The following is an 18,364-nucleotide window of genomic DNA, read 5'->3' on the forward strand; positions in this document are numbered from 1 at the left end:
GCGGGGCGGTCAGTGGTGGGGCCTCCCGGGCGGGACCACCGGCATCGTCCGGCGCCGCTCCGGCTGCCCCGCCGCCGGGCGGCTCAGCGCGAGCAGCGCCATGTCGTCCGTCGCCCCGCCGCCCGTGTGGAGCCGTACGTCGTCCACGAGCGCGTCGAGCACCTCCTCGGGTCCGGGGAAGATCCGCCCGGCCAGCCGCTCCGCCGGGTCGTAGAAGACGCCCTGCGCGTTCCGCGCCTCCGAGAGGCCGTCGGTGTAGAAGAGCAGCGTCGTGCCCGGCGGGTACGGCCGGGCCTCGGCGCGGTCCGGCCACGACGCGAGGTCCCCCATGCCCAGGGGCAGCGCCGGCCGGCTCGGATCGACCGGCTCGACCCGGCCGTCCCCGTGCAGCACCAGCGGGGGCGGGTGCCCCCGGTTGACGACCCGTACGAAGCCGTCGAAGGTGCCGCTGCCGTCGGAGCGCGGGATCTCGGCCAGGACGGCGGTGGTGAACCCCTCGACGGCGTCGAGGCTGTCCCGGCGGGTGCCCTCCCGGTCCAGCGCCCGTTCGAGCCGCTCCGCCACGCCCTCCAGGGTCCGCTCCTGCTCGGCCGCCTCCCGGAAGGCCCCGATGACGACGGCGACCGCCTCGACCGCTTCGAGGCCCTTGCCCCGTACGTCCCCGACCACGAGCCGCACCCCGTGCGGGGTGTCCTGCACGGCGAAGAGGTCGCCGCCGATGAACGCGTCCGCCTGCGCCGCCTCGTAACGGGCCGCGCACCGCAGCCCGCCGATCCGCTCGGCGGGCGTCGGCAGCACCGCCTTCTGCGCGGTCTCCGCGATGACCCGCGCCGAGGCGAGCCGCTCGCCGCTGCGGCGCACCACCCGGTTGATGAGGAGGGCGAGCCCGGAGACGGTGAACACGGTCAGGGTCTCGGCGACCGCCGGGGCGCGGGTGACGTCGTCGCTGAAGAGGTAGAGGCCGACCGAGGCGAGGACGGCGGCGATCCCGGTGAGGAGGGTCGTGAGCAGGGAGAAGAAGGGCGCGGCGACCAGCGGGGCGGCGGCGAGCATCGGGGAGGCGGTGTACGGGGCGGGGGTCGTCACGTCGAAGAGGACGCCGCCCACGATGATCAGCGGCGGCAGCGCGCGGATGAACCGCCGGGCGCCCCGGTACCCGGGACGGCCCTCACCGCCCCGCCTCCCGCGACCCACCGCTCCTAGGGGGTGCCCCACCTGTTCTCTCCCGCCGGTCCGCCCGCCCGCGGCCCGTACCGCGCCCTTCCAGAGTGGCCGCCACCCCGGCGGACGGCGACTCCGCACGGCCGACCGGTGTACGGGGGGCCGGCGTAGAGGGGTGGGGCCGGGGGCCCGGGGAACGGCACCTACATGTTCCGCTCGGCGTAGACCGCCAGCGCGTCCCGGACGAGGACCGCGGTCCCCTCGCCGTACCGGTCGTAGTTCTTGGTGAAGCGGGGGTCGTCGACGTACATCCGGCCGAGACCGATCACGTACTCCTTGGTCGGCGCCGTGGTGGTCGACAGCCAGGCGACCTGCCGCCGCGCGAGGGCCTGCACCTCGTCGCTGTCGGCGGCCAGGCCGTCCCGCGCCGCCTTCCCGAAGTCACGGGTGATGCCCGCCTGCTCCTCGACGAACGCCCGCTTCTGCTCCCCGTCCAGCGAGCGCCACCACCGGTCGCCCTGCTCGTACGCCTCGCGGCCCCAGCGGTGGGTGACCTCCTCCTCGTACTTCGTGTGGTCGAAACCGTCGAACATCTCGTCTGCCATGAGTTCCTCTCCGTCCTCGGTCTTCTGGAGAGTGGTCCGCACCGACATGATCTGACGTCCGATGCGCTCGCGCTCCTGCTCCAGGAGGGCGAGATGGGTGCGCAGGGCGGCGGTGGTGTCCCGCTGACCCGCGAGGACCTCGGCGATGGCGGGCAGCGAGAGCCCCAGCTCGCGCAGCAGCAGGATCCGCTGCAGCCGCACGAGCGCCGCCTGGTCGTAGTACCGGTAACCGTTCGCGCCGATCCGGCTCGGCTCCAGCAGTCCGCGCTCCCCGTAGTGCCGGAGGGTGCGGCTGGTGGTGCCGGCCTTCTTGGCGATCTCCTGGATCGACCACTCCATGACGAGAACGCTAGATCTTGACGTTGCGTCAAGGTCAACCGGAAACGTCCTGGGAAACGACGAAGGCCCGGATCCGAGTGCATCGGATCCGGGCCTTCGTTCGCTACTGAGTAGCGGGGACAGGATTTGAACCTGCGACCTCTGGGTTATGAGCCCAGCGAGCTACCGAGCTGCTCCACCCCGCGTCGGTAAACACGACTGTACGGCATGACCGGGGCGATCCTGAAATCGGTTTCCGCAGGCCCTGCTCCGGCCCCTGTCTCAGCAGCCGCAGTCGTCGGCGTCGACCGGGGCCGTCAGGGGGTCGGCGGCCTTCTCCGCGGGCCCTTCCCACGTCTCGTACGCGAAGCCCTCCCGCACCCAGTACTCGAAGCCACCGAGCATCTCCTTGACCGGGAAGCCCCGCTCCGCGAGGGCGAGCGCGGCGCGGGTGGCGCCGTTGCAGCCGGGACCCCAGCAGTACGTGACGACCGGCACGGACCGGTCGAGCAGCGCCTCGGCCTGCTCCGGAATGAGCACGGTCGGCAGGTGAACGGCTCCGGGGACGTGCCCCTGGTCCCAGGAGGCGGTGGACCGCGTGTCGACCAGGACGAAGCCGGGGTCGGTGCCCTCGGCCGCGGCGGTGGCGAGAACCGAGGCCACGTCGGAGACGTCGGCGTGGAAGGCGAGGCTCGCGGAGAAGTACGCGGCAGCGGCGGCGGGCGAGGCCGGCGGGGTGCGAAGTACGGGATTGACCTGCGGTGTCGTCGTCATGCTGATCAAATTAGGGCCGAAGAGCACCGCGCTGAAGTGGCGAATCACGGCGATCGACGGCTTCGGCCGGTGATTCCCGGGTGTTCGGGGAGGGAGGGCGGGGATCTCACGCGATGACCCTCAGGCCTGCCCCTCCTTGTCACATCGGCGCGATCCGATCCGTCATGCAGGCATGACGGCACGCGAGGGGGAGACCGGGCAGTGGGCGTGAACGGGGACGTGGGCCTGAACGGGGACGTGGAGGAGGGCGCGGGCATGGACGTGGGCATGGACGTGGGTGTGGGCGTGGGCGCCGACGCGTGGGGCGACGAAGAGCTCCTGGCCCGGCGCTTCGACGCCGACCGGGGCCATCTGCGGGCGGTGGCGTACCGGATGCTGGGCTCGCTGAGCGAGGCCGAGGACGCCGTCCAGGAGACCTGGCTCAAGCTCAGCCGCGCCGACGTCTCCGGGGTGCGGAACCTCAGCGGCTGGCTGACCACCGTCACCGGCCGCGTCTGCCTGGACATGCTGCGCTCGCGCGGCTCCCGCCGCGAGTCCCCGCTGGAGTACTACGTCCCCGACCCGGTGGTCCGGGCCGGGGACACCGCCGACTCCGCCGGTGCCGGCGATCCGGAGCGCGCGGCCGAACTCGGCGAGTCCGTCGGCCTCGCGCTCCTCGTCGTCCTGGAGGCGCTGTCGCCGGCCGAACGGCTCGCGTTCGTGCTGCACGACATGTTCGCCGTCTCCTTCGACGAGATCGCGGAGGTGGTGGACCGCAGCCCGGCCGCGACCCGCCAGCTCGCCAGCCGTGCCCGCCGCCGGGTGCGGGACGCCTCCCCGGGCCCCGCCCCGGACCCGCGCCGCCGCCGGGAGATCGCGGACGCCTTCCTCACCGCGGCGAACGGCGGCGACTTCGACGGCCTGCTCGCGGTCCTCGACCCGGACGTGGTGCTGCGCGCGGACGGCGGCCGCCTCATGGCCGGCGCATCCAAGCTGGTGCGGGGCGCCGAGACCGTCGTCGCACAGGCCCTCGCGTACTCCAGGTTCCGCAAGGCGGTGCTGCGGGTCGTGGCCAACGGCGAGCCCGCCGTCCTGTCGGTCGTCGACGGGCGCCCGACCGCACTCATGGTGTTCACGGTCGCCGGAGACCGGATCGTCCAGCTCCACATCCTTGCGGACCCGGAGCGGCTCGCGACGCTCGACCTCACGGAGGAGGAACTGTCACGGGCGGCGTACTGACCCCCCGGCCCTCCCGGCCCTCCCGGCCCTCGGTCGCTACCGTCCTCGGCGGCGGGCCAGGGAGGCGCCGGCCGTCAGGGAGACGGCGGCGCTGGCGACGCCGAGGACGGCGCCCGCGGCGACGTCGCCCGGATAGTGCACACCGGTGTGGACGCGGGAGTACCCCACCGTTGACGCCAGGAGACCGAGGGGCACGGCGGCGGCGGGCAGCACCACCCCCACGGCCGTGGCGAAGGCGACCGCCGACGCGGTGTGCCCCGAGGGGAACGAGGCCGAGTCGGGCATGGGGACGTGCCGGCCCGCCACCACCCGGGCCGCCTCCCGGTCCGGCCGCGGTCTGCGGACGAGCCGCTTGCCCAGCAGGTTCGCCGTGGCCGAGGCCACCGCGATCGCCCCGACCCCGGCGAGCGCGGCCCGGCGCGGCCGCCCGGGGAAGAGGGCGAGCACGGCCGCCACGGAGAGGGAGATCTTGGAGTGGTCGGCCGTCCTGGAGAGCCGGCGGAGGGCCGTGTCCAGGGTGGGCGTGGGGGTGGCGGCCACGGCGGCGTACACGGCACCGTCGACGGACCGGAGATCGTGCAGGACCGCCTGAGCGGTCTCGGTGGGCGTGTCGTGGGTCATGCGCCGCTCCTGGAAGGTCGTTGGGGATGGTGGGTGTGGAAGGCGAGTTCGGTGATGCGCCGCCAGTCGAGGGGCGGCGGCGGGGGCGTGATGCCCGGCCGGTCGCGGGGCACGAGCACCCGCAGGGCGCGGTGGCGCAGGGTGCAGACGACCGGGGTGGGCAGGGTCAGGGCCTCGCCGTCGACGGCGACGGAGATGGGGCCGTCGCCGCTGTCGCAGGTGACCTCGACCCTACGGGCCGTCAGGACGTTCAGGGCGGCCGCCTGGGTCCCCCGCACCGCCAGCTCGGCGGCCTGCATCGCCCCCTCCACCCGGACGCCGATCACACCGAGTTCGCCCCCGTCGAGACGGGGTCTTCGGGCCGGGTCGGCACTGAGCGGATCGGGCGTGGCGTACGGGTTGTTGCTGACCAGGAGCGCCTGCTGCGCGTCGAGCAGGGCGCCGTCGACGGTCGCGTCGACGCGGTCGCCGTCACCGCCCTGGAGCAGGTCGGGCAGGGCGTCGAGGGCGGTGCCGGCCTTCGCGTCGCGGTACTCGGGGTGGTGGACCACGTCCGCGTACACCCCGAAGGAGACGGTGTTGACGAAGGCCCGGCCGGCGACCGAGCCGAGGTCGACCCGGAGCTCCTCGCCGTCGGTCAGGGCGTTCAGGCAGGTCGACGGGTCGGTGCGGTCGAGCCCGAGGTCCAGGGCGAAGTGGTTGCGGGTGCCGGCCGAGATGACGAGGAACGGCAGGTCGTGCTCGGCGGCCACGGCGGCGACCAGCGCCTGCGTGCCGTCGCCGCCGGCCACGCCGAGCAGGTCGGCGCCCTCGGCCACGGCCCGCTCGGCGAGTGCGGTGACGTCGTTGTCGGCGGACGGGTCGAGGAGGATCACCCGGGCGCCCAGCTCCTCGGCGCGCTCGACGAGCCCGAAGCGCTCGACCTTTCCGCCCCCGGACTTCGGGTTCATGATCAGGACGGGCTTCTCGGGCCGGGCCGCGGGCTCGCCCCGCATCGTCCCGGCCCCGTCCTCCTCGGGACGGCGCAGGGCGGACCGGGCGCAGAGCAGGGCCACGCCCCAGAGCGCGAGGGCCACCAGGGCGTTCACCCAGACTCCCCCGACGACGTACAGGGTGAGGACCGTGGCGGGCGCGGCCACCGCGAGCAGCGCGCCGAGCGCCCGCAGCGGTCCCCGGTGTGCGAGGAACCACCAGATGCCCACGGCCGACAGGGCGAGCCCCGCGAGCCCGCCCACCAGGATCAGGACCCCGCCGCCGCCCAGCGCTATCAGCAGCACCACGACCGCGCTCACCGCCGCGAGCAGCGCACAGCGCGCCAGCCGTCGGGCCGTCCTCGCCGGACCAGCGGTTCCGCTCGCCGCCACCGTCCCCACCTCCACGTTCCGCCTCCACCTTTCCCCACCCCTCCGTGCCCCGCGCCCCGGACGAAGCCGTTCGGCGGAAGGGGTCCGCGGAGGAAAGATCTTCCGGAAGCGATGACTTCCCGGCCTCCGGTCCGTCTTCCCTCTCGTACCCCGCGGCTTTCCTACCCCGAGGCGGGGAAGGCACCCGGAAAGCCCGGCGAATCAGGGAAGACCCAGGGGGACCCGGAGGGTCCGGGCACCTCGGCTCCCCGGGAAAACCCGGAACTCCCGACGGTCGGGAACCAGGAACCGGCAACCGGCAACCGACCGCAGGAACAGCACGAAACACCAGCACCACCGAATCCCAGGAAGAGGATCGACTCCATGCGCATCGTCATCAGCGAGTTCATCAGCCTCGACGGCGTCGTCCAGGCGCCGGGCGGCCCGGAGGAGGACACCGACGGCGGTTTCGCCCACGGCGGCTGGTCGCACCCCTTCTTCGACCCGGAGGTGGTGGGCGGCGCGTTCGCCGGGGCCACGGAGCGGGCGGACGCCCTGCTCTTCGGCCGCCGCACCTGGCGGACGATGGCGAACGCCTGGCCGGAGCGGGCCGGCGATCCCTTCGCCGACCGGATGAACGCGCTCCCGAAGTACGTCGTCTCGAACACTCTCGGCGAGGCCGACCTCGGCTGGCACAACACCCGGCTCATCCACGGCGACAAGGCCCTGGACCGCCTCCGCGAACTCCACGAGGCCCCCGGCGGCGACCTCCTCGTCCTGGGCAGCCCCACCCTCGTCCGCACGCTCCTGGCCGAGGACCTGGTCGACGAACTCCGCCTGATCGTCATGCCGGTGCTCCTCGGCGGCGGAAAGTCGATCTTCCCCGGGGACGGCGTCCTGCGCACCCTCGCACCGGTCTCCACCACGACCAGCCCCCACGGCGCGAACGTCTGCGTCTACCGCCGCCCGGAAACCCACTGACCGGGCAGCCACCACCCGGAACCCGGCGTCCGGAAACCCCCGGTCCGGAACCCTCGGCCCGGAAACGCCGAAGCGCCCCGCCGGTCGGAACCGGTCGGGGCGCTTCTCGGCGAGTCGGAGAGACCCCTCCTCGCCTTCGGTAGGCCGTGTGGGACTCGAACCCACAACCAACGGATTAAAAGTCCGCTGCTCTGACCAATTGAGCTAACGGCCCGTGGACAAGCACACCCGTGCAGCATAGCCCGAGAGATCCCCGGAGCCGATCGGGTATCCGACACCGGGCGCGCTGCGGGTCGGCCGGAGGGGGTGGGGTGGCGTCCGTCGGGTGAGGGGCCGGCCGTACGGGACGGGGGCCGCCCGTACGGAACAGGGGCCTGTACGGGCACCGAAGTGCTCGTACAGGCCCCTGTCAGGGTGCTACGCGAGATCAGCCGTTGCGCTTCCAGCGCGGCTTGTCGTCGCGGCGGCCGAAGGAGCCGCCGGCCGGGCCGGAGCCGCGGTGGTCGTCGCGGCGGCCGTACGGGCGGTCGCCGCCCGAGCGGAAGCCGCCGGCCGGGCGGTCGTCACGACGGTCGCGGTTGAACGGACGGTCGCTGCCGCGGTGGCCGCCGGAGGGGCGGTCGTCACGGCGGTCGAAGGAACGGCCACCGCGGTCGTCGCGGTTGAAGCCGCCCGACGGACGGTCGTCACGACGGAAGCCGCCGGACGGACGGTCGTTGTCACGACGCTCGAAGGAACGGCCACCACGGTCGTCGCGGTTGAAGCCGCCCGACGGACGGTCGTCACGACGGAAACCGCCGGACGGACGGTCGTTGTCACGACGCTCGAAGGAACGGCCACCACGGTCGTCACGGTTGAAGCCGCCCGACGGACGGTCGTCACGACGGAAACCACCCGACGGACGGTCGTTGTCACGACGCTCGAAGGAACGGCCACCACGGTCGTCACGGTTGAAGCCGCCCGACGGACGGTCGTCACGACGGAAACCACCCGACGGACGGTCGTTGTCACGACGGAAGCCGCCGCGGTCGCCACCGCGGTCGTCACGACGGAAACCGCCGCGGTCGCCACCGCGGTCGCGGCGCTCGAAGTTGCCCCGCTCGTCGCGGAAGGACGGGCGCTCCTCGCGGCGCTGCTGCTCCTCGGCCTTCGCGGCGCGCTCGGCCTCGACGGCCGCCGCCGCGACCTCGGCCTCGGCGGCCTCGGTCACCTCGGCCACGGCCGCCTCCGGGTCCTCGCCGCGCTCGCGGGCGGCGCGGGCCACCAGGCGGTCGGCCTCCTCGCGGAGTTCGACGGCACGGCGCTGGAGGCGCTCGAGCTGCTTGGTGAGGTCGACGACCTCGCGCTCGGCCTGCTTGGCGGAGTTGTTCGCGGAGTCGGCCTGGACCTCGGTCAGCGAACGGGCGCCGGTGATCTCGGCGACCTCCGGGTCGAAGGCGCCGGCCCCGCCGACGATGTGGCGCGAGGCGTCGACGCCCGCGTCCTCCATCAGGCGGAAGATCTGGCGGCGCTGGTGCGGCAGGGCCAGGGAGACCACGACGCCGGAGCGGCCGGCACGGGCGGTGCGGCCCGAGCGGTGCAGGTAGTCCTTGTGGTCGCCGGCCGGGTCCACGTTCAGGACCAGGTCGATGCCGTCGACGTGGATGCCGCGGGCGGCGACGTCGGTCGCGACGAGCGCGTTGACGTAACCGTCCTTGAAGTCGGCCAGGGTCCGCGTACGGGCGCCCTGGGTCATGCCGCCGTGCAGCGCGTCGGCCTTCACGCCCGACTCGCGGAGCTGCTCGGCGATGCGGTCGGCACCGAGCTGGGTGCGGACGAAGATGATCGTGCGGCCCTTGCGGGCGGCGATCGCCGCGGTGACCGGGGCCTTGTCCTTCGGCTTCACGACGAGGACGTGGTGGGTCATGGTCGTGACGGCGCCGGCGGACGGGTCGACCTCGTGCGTGACGGGGTTCACCAGGTACCGCTTGACCAGGCTGTCGATCTCGTTCTCCAGGGTGGCGGAGAAGAGGAGGCGCTGGCCGCCCTCGGGGATCTGGTCGAGCAGCTCGGTGACCTCGGGCATGAAGCCCAGGTCGGCCATCTGGTCGGCCTCGTCGAGGACCGCGATCTTCACGGCCTCCAGGGAGCAGGCGCCGCGGTTGATGACGTCGCGGAGACGGCCCGGGGTGGCGACGAGGATGTCGACGCCGCGCTCCAGGGCGTAGATCTGGTTGCCCATGGACGTACCGCCGCAGACGACCTTCATCTTGAGGCCGAGCACGTCGCCGTAGGGCTGGAGGGCGTCCGCGACCTGCATCGCGAGCTCACGGGTCGGGGTGAGGATGACGCCGCGGGGCTTCTTCTTGTCGGTGTGGCCGCCCGCCAGGGTGGCGAGGAGCGGCAGACCGAAGGAGAGGGTCTTGCCGGAGCCGGTGCGGCCGCGGCCGAGAATGTCCTTGCCGGCCAGGGCGTCCGGGATGGTCGCCGCCTGGATCGGGAAGGGGGTGGTCACGCCGTTCTGCGCGAGCTTGCGCACGACGCCCTCCGGCAGACCGAGGTCCGCGAAGGTGGTCGTGGGCTCGGCGGGCTCCTCGGACTCCTCGTCGAAGTCGTCGCCCTCGATCTCGTCGGCCAGGATCTCGGCCTCGGCCTCGGCGAGGGTGTCGGCCTCGACGAGCGCCTGGGCCTCGGCCTCGACGGTCTCGGTGGCCCCTACGGCCTCGACGATCTCGTCGTTCTCGGGCATGACGGCGTGGTCAGAACTGAAAATGGACATGCGAAATGCGAAACCTTCCGGAGTCTCGGCACGCGCCCGTCAACTCCGTGTTTTCGCAAATCGACCGCCTCAATGCGGTCCAGCCACGGCTAGGGAGAGTACGCGCCACACGGCGCTCTTCTGTGTCGGCGCCGGGCAATGGGATCAAACGATCTACCACCATACGCACCCTCCCCCACCTATGGCAAATCGGACTCCCTCATACCGGTCCCACCTGCGGAGACGCCACCGGTTCCGAGGACGCGTCCGCGCCCTCCCCCTCCGCCCCCGCGGCCCGCACGGCGCCCATCTGGACGTCGGGGCCGGGCGCCGGCGGATCGGTGGGGTCCGAGGTCGGCTCGGGCGTCGGCTCCGGGGTCGGGACGGGCGGCTCCGGCGTGGGCTCGACGGGCGGCTGCGTCGGCTCCGGCGTGGGCGTGCCCCCGTCGCCGCCCGGTCCTCCGGTCCCGCCACCGCCGCTGCCGCCGTCGTTTCCGCCGCCGCCCGTGCTCCCGCCCCCGCTTCCGCCGTTCCCGCCGCCGGTGCCGCCCGTGCCGCCGCTCGGCTCCTGGTGGCCGCCGCCGGTCGGCTGCGGCTTCGCCGTGCCCGCGGAAGGACCGACGCCCGGCACGAGCGGGCCCTCCGTGGGCCGCGCGCTGCCGGACGGCGAGCCGCTCGGCACGGGGGTCTCCTTGCCCGACCCGGTCACGTCCGGCCCGTCCCCGTCCGGCCGGCCGTTCCAGGAGCCGCCGCCCCCGTCCGGGAGCCCCGTGCCGCCTTCGGACTCGGCCGCCACGCCCCGCTTCCCCCCGGACGCGCCGGGCCCCGGCTTCGCCCCGTCGTCGCTCACACTCATACAGCCGCTCAGGCCGGCGCAGGCCGCGACGGTCAGCGCGGTGGCGACCCATCTCACCGGGGTGGGCAAATGGCGCACGGGGGGCACCTCCAGGACACAACGGGCAGGAACGGAACGCGTCGCACTGCCCAACTCCCCCGGCCCCACAAGGGACACGGGCCCCCGCACGAGGGAAACGGAACCCACGCCCCCGCCCGGCCCGCAGCACTTTCCGGCCACGACCGCCAGCCGCACCCTCACCCGCCGACCCGGCGCTCCGGTGACCCGCCGACCCCGCGACCCCGCGACCCCGCGACCCCGCGACCGTCAGCCGTACCCCAGCGCGTGCAGCCGTTCGTCGTCGATGCCGAAGTGGTGGGCGATCTCGTGCACCACCGTGATCTCGGTCTCCGCGACCACGTCCTCGCGCGACTCGCACATCCGCAGCGTCGGCCCCCGGTAGATCGTGATCCGGTCCGGGAGGACCCCGGCGTACCACTCGCCCCGCTCGGTCAGCGGCGTCCCCTCGTAGAGCCCGAGCAGCTCGGGATCGTCGGAGGGCGGCTCGTCCTCCACGAACACGGCGACGTTGTCCATCAGCCGCGTCAGCTCCGGCGGGATCCGGTCCAGGGCTTCGGCGACGAGTTCCTCGAACTCCTCGCGCGTCATCTCCAGCACGCACCCATTCTCCCCCGGGCGGAAACCGTTTTGGCGATAGCGGCCGGCATCCCATATGCTTCTCACGTCCCCGACGCGCTGACGAAGCGCCCAGGTGAGCCCCTAGCCCTCATCGTCTAGTGGCCCAGGACGCCGCCCTTTCAAGGCGGTAGCACGGGTTCGAATCCCGTTGGGGGCACGTTTCAAACGTGTGCGAGACTTGTCTCGCCACCACACGAGGTCCTGTGGAGCAGTTGGTTAGCTCGCCACCCTGTCAAGGTGGAGGTCGCGGGTTCAAGTCCCGTCAGGATCGCCGAGACCGGAAACGGTCTCGTGGCTGGGTAGCTCAGTTGGTACGAGCGATCGCCTGAAAAGCGATAGGTCGCCGGTTCGACCCCGGCCCCAGCCACAGACAGAAGGCCCCGTTCGAAAGAACGGGGCCTTCGTCGTGTCCGAGGGGACACCCGGGGAGCCCCCGGAGCGCCCGGGGAAGCCCGAAGAGGCGGCGGTACGGGGAAGGGGCCCGCGCCCCTCCCCGTCCCCGTCACACCTCCTCGCGCTCCTCCGTACGGCTCCCCCGCCGGCCCCGCACCGCGAGCGCCGCCGCCACCACGGCCACGACCGCGACGAGCAGCGCCCAGTCCGGCACCGCCCGGCCCAGGGAGGCCACCCGCTCCTCCACGGCGAACGAGTCGTCCACCGACAGCAGGCCCGGCAGCGCGGTCGTCCCGTCGAAGACTAGGAACAGCGTGCCCAGGGCGACGAAGAAGAGGCCCGAGAGCACCGAGGTCGAGTGGAGCGTGAGCCGGCCGACCCGCAGGGGCCGTCCGCGCAGCCAGCGCCGCCGCCCCAGGTCGTACCGCTCCCAGAGCAGCGCCAGGACGAACAGCGGCACCGCCATCCCGAGCGCGTACACCGCGAGGAGCAGCCCCCCGTACGCCGGGCTGCCGCTCAGCGCCGCCACCGTCAGGACGCTGCCGAGGATCGGGCCCGCGCAGAAGCCCGCGAGGCCGTAGACCAGGCCCAGAGCGTAGACGGAGAGCGCCGAGGTGGGCCGGATGCGGCCGCTCGCCTCCGCGATCCGTCGGGAGGCGAAGCCCAGGCCGAGGATCTGGAGGACGCCGAGCCCGACGATCAGCCAGCCGCCGGCCGTGACGAGCAGGTCCCGGTGGCCGTAGAAGAACCGGCCCGCGAAGGAGCCGGCCGCGCCGAGCGGGACGAGGGTGGTCGCCAGGCCCGCGTAGAGGACGCCGGTCCTGGCGACCAACTTCGCGCGCGTGTCGATGGAATACGCGAAGAAGGCCGGCAGGAGCAGGGCGCTGCACGGGCTGAGCAGGGCGAGCAGCCCGCCGAGGAAGGCGGCGAAGTAACCGATGCCGGAGGTCACCGCCCGGCCTCGGAACCGGTCTCGGACCCGGCCCTGGACCCGGGCTCGACCCCGGCCCCGGCCTCGGCCCCGGAACCAGCGTCGGACCCGGCCCCGGAACCCGACCCGGACCCGGACCCGGTCCCGGAAGGCTTCACCGGCTTCTTCGTGTCCTTCGCCGTCCTCGCCGCCGCCTCGATCGCCTCCGTGAAGGTCTCCAGGGGCTGCGCGCCCGCGATCGGGCGTCCGTTGACGAGGAAGGACGGGGTCGAGGTGGCGCCGAGCGCGTACCCCTGCTCCTGGTCCTCGGCGACGGCCGCGCGGGCCGCCGCGCCCTCCGTGTCCTTCGCGAACCGGGCCGCGTCGGGGACGCCCGCCTCCTTCGCGAGGGCGGCGAGCCGGTCCTTCCCGAAGCCCTTCTCCTTGGCGCCCTCCGCGTAGGCGGCCCCGTGGAACTCCCAGAACCGGCCCTGCTGCCCGGCCGCCCAGGAGGCGCGGGCGACGGCCTCGGACTCCTCGCCGAAGATCGGGAAGTTCCGCCACTCGATGCGCAGGGTCCCGTTCTTCACGTACTTCTCCACCAGGACCGGCTCGGTGTCCCGGGCGAACTTCCCGCAGTAACCGCACTTGAAGTCGGCGTACTCGATGAGCACCACGGGCGCGTCGGCCCGGCCCAGGGCGAGCCCGTCGGAGGCCTCGCGGCGGGCGTACGCCTCCAGCTCGGGGTAGACGCCGGCGGCCGGGCCGGCGGAGACCTCCGCGACGGCGGACGAACCGGAGGCGCCGGGGGACGCGGGCTTGGTGGCGGTGTACGAGACGACGCCGAGCAGCGCGGCGGCGACCGCCACCCCGGCGACGATCACGACCGGCTTGACCTTGGAAGAGGCCCTGGAAGAGGCCTTGGAGGAGGCCTGGGAAGAAGCCTTGGGGGAGGTGGATGCGGACATGCGGAAGCACTCCTGGAACAGGCTGGAACAGAAGGAAGGAGAACGGCAGAAGGCGGCCGTCCGCCTACACCCTCAGGACCGACAGCTCCACCGGCGACGGCGGTACGAGGTCGGGCGGCTCCCGCCCCGGCGCCGTCGGCCGGGCGCCGGCCGCGACCACGGTCCGCGCCCCGCCCGGCACCCGGTCGGCGGCGAGCGCGGGCAGCAGCTCCGCGAAGCCGTGCGCGCGCGGCGGTACGGCGGGACCGTCGGCCCCCGCCTCGGCGGGACGGCCCGGATCGCAACCGGGCACGGCGGCCCCGGGAGCGGACACCACGGACGTCACGGACACCGCAGGGCCGGCAGAAGCGGCGGAGACGGCCCGCTCCCCCTGGACCCCCCACACCAGCAGCCCCAGCACCACTCCCAGGAGCGCGGCGAACGCCGCCGGCGCGCGGGCGGTGCAGAACATGCGAAACCTCTCCGGTCCGGTCGACGTGCCCGAAATAGTACGCACCCCGCTCCCGCACGCGGCCGTACCCCGCCCCGCACGCGGCCGCATCCCGCCCCCCTCCACGAGGCCGCACCCCGCCCCTCCGTAAATCGGTTCGCCGCTTCTCGTCCACAGGTGCGATCCTGGATTCCGTATGTCTACTTCCTTCGCCGCCCTCCAGTCCGTCCTGGCCGGGGTCTCGCTGCGGGACTCCCACCGGCTCGGCCGCCGTCTCGAAGGCGCCCGCCGCATCCGCAAGCCCGAGGCCCGCGCGGCCGTCCTGGACGAGATCGCCGCAGAGGCGGCCAAGGCCAAGGAACGCGTCGACGCGCGCGCCGCGCGCGTGCCCGCCGTCACGTACCCCGAACAGCTCCCCGTCTCGCAGAAGAAGGACGAGATCCTGGAGGCGATACGCGACCACCAGGTCGTGATCGTCGCCGGTGAGACGGGCTCCGGGAAGACCACCCAGATCCCGAAGATCTGTCTGGAGCTGGGCCGGGGCGTCCGGGGCATGATCGGGCACACCCAGCCCCGCCGGATCGCCGCCCGCACGGTCGCCGAGCGGGTCGCCGAGGAGCTGAGGACCCCGCTGGGCGAGGCCGTCGGCTGGAAGGTCCGGTTCACCGACCAGGTGAACCCCGAGGCGACCTTCGTGAAGCTGATGACGGACGGCATCCTGCTCGCCGAGATCCAGACGGACCGCGAGCTGCGCGCGTACGACACGATCATCATCGACGAGGCCCACGAGCGGTCCCTCAACATCGACTTCCTGCTCGGCTACCTGGCCCAGCTCCTGCCCAAGCGCCCCGACCTCAAGGTCGTGATCACCTCCGCGACCATCGACCCGGAGCGCTTCTCCCGTCACTTCGGGGACGCCCCGATCGTCGAGGTCAGCGGGCGCACGTATCCCGTCGAGGTCCGCTACCGCCCCCTCCTCGAAGAGGACTCCGAGGAGTCCGACCGCGACCAGATCACCGCGATCTGCGACGCCGTCGACGAACTCCAGGGCGAGGGGCCGGGCGACGTCCTGGTCTTCCTCTCCGGCGAGCGGGAGATCCGCGACACGGCGGACGCCCTCCTCAAGCGGAAGCTGCGCAACACCGAGGTCCTCCCCCTCTACGCGCGCCTGTCGCACGCCGAGCAGCACCGTGTCTTCCAGGCCCACTCCGGCCGCCGGATCGTCCTCGCCACCAACGTCGCCGAGACGTCCCTGACCGTCCCCGGCATCAAGTACGTGATCGACCCGGGCACCGCCCGCATCTCGCGCTACTCGCACCGGACCAAGGTGCAGCGGCTGCCGATCGAGCCCGTCAGCCAGGCCAGCGCCAACCAGCGCAAGGGCCGCTGCGGCCGTACGTCCGACGGCATCTGCGTCCGGCTGTACTCGGAGGACGACTTCCTGTCCCGTCCCGAGTTCACGGACGCCGAGATCCTCCGTACGAACCTGGCCTCCGTCATCCTCCAGATGACCGCCGCCGGGCTCGGCGACATCGAGAAGTTCCCCTTCATCGACCCGCCGGACCACCGCAACATCCGGGACGGCGTGCAGCTCCTCCAGGAGCTGGGCGCGATCGACCCGGCCGAGAAGGACCCGAAGAAGCGGCTCACCCAGCAGGGCCGGAAGCTGTCCCAGTTGCCCGTGGACCCCCGGCTCGCCCGGATGGTCCTGGAGGCGGACCGGAACGGCTGCGTCCGTGAGGTCATGGTGATCGCGGCGGCGCTCTCCATCCAGGACCCGCGCGAGCGGCCGGCGGAAAAGCAGGCGCAGGCCGACCAGCAGCACGCCCGGTTCAAGGACGAGACGAGCGACTTCCTCGCGTACCTGAACCTGTGGCGGTACGTCCGCGAGCAGCAGAAGGAGCGGGGCTCCAGCTCCTTCCGCCGCATGTGCAAGCAGGAGTACCTGAACTTCCTGCGGATCCGCGAGTGGCAGGACATCTACGCCCAGTTGCGGACGGTCGCGAAGCAGATGGGGATCCAGCCCAACGAGGAGGACGCGCCGGAGCAGTCCGTGCACGTGTCCCTCCTGGCGGGCCTGCTGTCCCACATCGGCCTGAAGGACGTGAAGGACGGGGCCAGGAACGACTACCTCGGCGCCCGCAGCGCCAAGTTCGCGATCTTCCCCGGCTCCGCGCTCTTCAAGAAGCCCCCGCGCTTCGTCATGTCCGCCGAGCTGGTGGAGACCTCGCGCCTCTGGGCCCGGGTGAACGCCCGGATCGAGCCCGAGTGGATCGAGCCGCTCGCCCAGCACCTGGTGAAGAAGACGTACAGCGAACCGCACTGGGAGAAGGACCAGGCGGCCGTGATGGCGTTCGAGAAGGTGACGCTGTACGGCGTCCCGATCGTCGCCGACCGGAAGGTGAACTACGGGCGGATCGACCCGGAGGTCTCCCGGGACCTGTTCATCCGGAACGCGCTCGTCGAGGGCGACTGGCGCACCCACCACAAGTTCTTCGCCGACAACCGCAAGCTGCTCACCGAGGTCGAGGAGCTGGAGCACCGGGCCCGGCGTCGGGACATCCTCGTCGACGACGAGACGCTCTTCGACTTCTACGACAAGCGCGTCCCCGAGCACGTCGTCTCCGGCGCCCACTTCGACTCCTGGTGGAAGCACAAGCGCCACGAGGAACCCGAGTTCCTCGACTTCGAGCGCGAGATGCTCATCAACGAGAAGGCGGAGGCGGTCACCAAGGACGACTACCCGGACTCGTGGCGGCAGGGCCCGCTCAAGTTCCGGGTGACGTACCAGTTCGAGCCGGGCGCGGACGCGGACGGCGTGACCGTCCACATACCCCTCCAGGTGCTCAACCAGGTGACGGACGAGGGCTTCGAGTGGCAGATCCCGGGTCTGCGGGCGGAGGTCGTCACGGAGCTGATCCGCTCCCTGCCGAAGCCGATCCGCCGCCACTACGTCCCGGCGCCCAACTTCGCCTCCCGCTTCCTCGACTCGGTCGTGCCCGTGCAGGAGCCGCTGGCGACGGCGCTGGCGCGCGAGCTCCAGCGGATGGTCGGCGTCCCGCTGACGGCCGAGGACTTCGACTGGGCGAAGGTGCCCGAGCACCTCAAGGTGACGTTCCGGATCGTCGACGAGCGGCGCCGGAAGCTGGCCGAGGCCAAGGACCTGGAGACGCTGCGGCTCACGCTGCGCCCCAAGGCCCGCCAGGCGCTCTCCAAGGCCGCCGCGGCGGCCACGGCCGGCCCGGACGGCTCCGGGCCCTCCCTGGAGCGCTCGGGGCTCAAGGACTGGACGATCGGCACGCTGACGAAGGTCTTCGAGACCCGTCGGGCCGGCCAGCCGGTCAAGGCGTACCCGGCGCTCGTCGACGAGGGCGACGGCGTGGCCGTGCGGCTCTTCGACACGGAGGCCGAGCAGGCGCTCGCGATGTGGCGGGGCACCCGGAAGCTGATCATGCTGAACATCCCGGTGAATCCGGCGAAGTTCGCCTCGGACAAGCTGACCAACCAGCAGAAGCTGGCCCTGTCCTCGAACCCGCACGGCTCGATCCAGGCCCTCTTCGACGACTGCGCGACCGCCGCCGCCGACAAGCTGATCGCGGACCACGGCGGCCCGGCCTGGGACGAGGAGTCCTTCCGCAAGCTGTACGACAAGGTCCGCGCGGACCTGGTGGACACGACGGTGCGGACGGTGGGCCAGGTCCAGCAGATCCTGGCGGCCTGGCAGGCCTGCGAGCGGCGTCTGAAGGCCACGAGCAGCCCGGCGCTCCTCCCGAACCTCCAGGACGTGCGGGCGCAGCTCGACCGGCTCGTACCGGCCGGCTTCGTCACCCGTACGGGGCTGAAGCGGCTCCCGGACCTGATGCGCTATCTGGTGGCGGTGGACCGGCGGCTCCAGCAGATGCCCACCGGGGTCCAGCGGGACACCACCCGGATGGAGAAGGTCCGGGAGATGCAGGACGAGTACGCCTGGCTGCTCGAACAGCTCCCCCAGGGGCGGCCGGTGCCGTCCGAGGTCACCGACATCCGCTGGATGATCGAGGAACTGCGGGTGAGCTACTTCGCGCACGCCCTGGGGACGGCGTACCCGGTCTCGGACAAGCGGATCGTGAAGGCGATCGACGCGATGGTCCCGTGACGGGGCCCTCGTGCCGCCGGGTCCGGAGACCGGGCCCGGCGGCCGTGTCCCGTAGCGGGTGCCTCGCGTTCGGTGAGTTCGACCGGACCCGCTGACCTGCTGTACAGTCTCTCTCGCAGCCGCTTGAAGAAGCGCTGCGAGCAAGGTCCTGTGGAGCAGTTGGTTAGCTCGCCACCCTGTCAAGGTGGAGGTCGCGGGTTCAAGTCCCGTCAGGATCGCCTCGAGAACGAAGGCCC

The 18,364-nt window shown here is 72.7% G+C and carries 14 protein-coding genes and 6 tRNA genes; 7 read left to right on the plus strand and 13 right to left on the minus strand.

Translation table 11 applies throughout. The annotated features are described in order from the left end of the window. Window positions 1-9 precede the first annotated feature (9 nt). The 4 genes from ACFYNX_RS18660 to ACFYNX_RS18675 form a co-directional block, all read right to left on the minus strand. Window positions 10-1,194 carry a PP2C family protein-serine/threonine phosphatase gene (locus ACFYNX_RS18660; RefSeq protein WP_388662616.1) on the minus strand — a complete coding sequence of 395 codons (1,185 nt, stop codon included), beginning with the start codon at window positions 1,192-1,194 and terminating at the stop codon, window positions 10-12. A gap of 170 nt (window positions 1,195-1,364) precedes the next feature. Next, window positions 1,365-2,105: a MerR family transcriptional regulator gene (locus ACFYNX_RS18665; protein ID WP_388662618.1), complete on the minus strand. Its 741-nt coding sequence runs from the start codon at window positions 2,103-2,105 to the stop codon at window positions 1,365-1,367. Between the two features lie 111 nt (window positions 2,106-2,216). Continuing rightward, window positions 2,217-2,290, minus strand: a tRNA-Met gene (locus tag ACFYNX_RS18670). A 76-nt stretch (window positions 2,291-2,366) separates the two neighbouring features. Further along, entirely contained in the window at window positions 2,367-2,858 is a 492-nt protein-coding gene (locus ACFYNX_RS18675) for a rhodanese-like domain-containing protein (RefSeq protein ID WP_388662620.1), read from the minus strand. A gap of 255 nt (window positions 2,859-3,113) precedes the next feature. Between ACFYNX_RS18675 and ACFYNX_RS18680 the strand changes: the two genes are divergently transcribed. After that, window positions 3,114-4,076, plus strand: a complete 963-nt coding sequence (locus ACFYNX_RS18680; RefSeq protein ID WP_388663386.1) for a sigma-70 family RNA polymerase sigma factor — start codon at window positions 3,114-3,116, stop codon at window positions 4,074-4,076. A gap of 36 nt (window positions 4,077-4,112) precedes the next feature. Here the strand turns inward: ACFYNX_RS18680 and ACFYNX_RS18685 are convergent, their stop codons facing one another. Both ACFYNX_RS18685 and ACFYNX_RS18690 read right to left on the minus strand, forming a co-directional pair. Then, the gene (locus tag ACFYNX_RS18685) at window positions 4,113-4,697 is read right to left on the minus strand and encodes a phosphatase PAP2 family protein (protein ID WP_125661897.1); all 585 of its coding nucleotides are present in this window, start codon (window positions 4,695-4,697) and stop codon (window positions 4,113-4,115) included. Next, window positions 4,694-6,061: a diacylglycerol/lipid kinase family protein gene (locus ACFYNX_RS18690; protein ID WP_388662622.1), complete on the minus strand. Its 1,368-nt coding sequence runs from the start codon at window positions 6,059-6,061 to the stop codon at window positions 4,694-4,696. The genes ACFYNX_RS18685 and ACFYNX_RS18690 overlap by 4 nt, the downstream gene beginning before the upstream one ends. Window positions 6,062-6,424: 363 nt before the next feature. Here ACFYNX_RS18690 and ACFYNX_RS18695 point away from each other — a divergent pair, with 363 nt between their 5' ends. Next, window positions 6,425-7,021 carry a dihydrofolate reductase family protein gene (locus tag ACFYNX_RS18695; RefSeq protein ID WP_388662624.1) on the plus strand — a complete coding sequence of 199 codons (597 nt, stop codon included), beginning with the start codon at window positions 6,425-6,427 and terminating at the stop codon, window positions 7,019-7,021. A 140-nt stretch (window positions 7,022-7,161) separates the two neighbouring features. Here the strand turns inward: ACFYNX_RS18695 and ACFYNX_RS18700 are convergent. The 4 genes from ACFYNX_RS18700 to ACFYNX_RS18715 form a co-directional block, all read right to left on the minus strand. Continuing rightward, window positions 7,162-7,235 (minus strand) — tRNA-Lys (locus ACFYNX_RS18700). Window positions 7,236-7,448: 213 nt separating this feature from the next. Next, complete coding sequence (locus tag ACFYNX_RS18705) at window positions 7,449-9,779, minus strand: DEAD/DEAH box helicase (RefSeq protein WP_388662626.1); 2,331 nt, start codon at window positions 9,777-9,779, stop codon at window positions 7,449-7,451. Between the two features lie 199 nt (window positions 9,780-9,978). After that, window positions 9,979-10,692, minus strand: a complete 714-nt coding sequence (locus ACFYNX_RS18710) for a hypothetical protein (protein WP_388662627.1) — start codon at window positions 10,690-10,692, stop codon at window positions 9,979-9,981. 228 nt (window positions 10,693-10,920) lie between these two features. Further along, window positions 10,921-11,271 carry a metallopeptidase family protein gene (locus tag ACFYNX_RS18715; RefSeq protein ID WP_053648331.1) on the minus strand — a complete coding sequence of 117 codons (351 nt, stop codon included), beginning with the start codon at window positions 11,269-11,271 and terminating at the stop codon, window positions 10,921-10,923. A 105-nt stretch (window positions 11,272-11,376) separates the two neighbouring features. Between ACFYNX_RS18715 and ACFYNX_RS18720 the strand changes: the two genes are divergently transcribed. The 3 genes from ACFYNX_RS18720 (at window position 11,377) to ACFYNX_RS18730 (ending at window position 11,659) form a co-directional block, all read left to right on the plus strand. After that, window positions 11,377-11,449 (plus strand) — tRNA-Glu (locus ACFYNX_RS18720). Between the two features lie 40 nt (window positions 11,450-11,489). Next, window positions 11,490-11,563: transfer RNA gene (locus ACFYNX_RS18725), tRNA-Asp, on the plus strand. A gap of 22 nt (window positions 11,564-11,585) precedes the next feature. Beyond that, window positions 11,586-11,659, plus strand: a tRNA-Phe gene (locus ACFYNX_RS18730). A gap of 135 nt (window positions 11,660-11,794) precedes the next feature. Here the strand turns inward: ACFYNX_RS18730 and ACFYNX_RS18735 are convergent. From ACFYNX_RS18735 to ACFYNX_RS18745, 3 genes are all read right to left on the minus strand, one after another. After that, window positions 11,795-12,637, minus strand: coding sequence for a cytochrome c biogenesis CcdA family protein (locus tag ACFYNX_RS18735; RefSeq protein ID WP_388662629.1), 843 nt, complete (start codon window positions 12,635-12,637; stop codon window positions 11,795-11,797). Continuing rightward, window positions 12,634-13,563, minus strand: a complete 930-nt coding sequence (locus tag ACFYNX_RS18740) for a DsbA family protein (protein ID WP_388662631.1) — start codon at window positions 13,561-13,563, stop codon at window positions 12,634-12,636. Before ACFYNX_RS18740 ends, ACFYNX_RS18735 begins: the two co-directional genes overlap by 4 nt. Before the next feature lie 64 nt (window positions 13,564-13,627). Then, the gene (locus ACFYNX_RS18745; RefSeq protein ID WP_388662633.1) at window positions 13,628-14,014 is read right to left on the minus strand and encodes a hypothetical protein; all 387 of its coding nucleotides are present in this window, start codon (window positions 14,012-14,014) and stop codon (window positions 13,628-13,630) included. A 175-nt stretch (window positions 14,015-14,189) separates the two neighbouring features. On the opposite strand from ACFYNX_RS18745, the gene hrpA reads away from it, so the two are divergent. Then, window positions 14,190-18,128, plus strand: coding sequence for an ATP-dependent RNA helicase HrpA (hrpA, locus tag ACFYNX_RS18750; protein WP_388662635.1), 3,939 nt, complete (start codon window positions 14,190-14,192; stop codon window positions 18,126-18,128). 144 nt (window positions 18,129-18,272) lie between these two features. Then, window positions 18,273-18,346, plus strand: a tRNA-Asp gene (locus tag ACFYNX_RS18755). Window positions 18,347-18,364: the final 18 nt, after the last annotated feature.

The sequence above is a fragment of the Streptomyces sp. NPDC007872 genome, assembly GCF_042868165.1.
GTDB lineage: Bacteria > Actinomycetota > Actinomycetes > Streptomycetales > Streptomycetaceae > Streptomyces.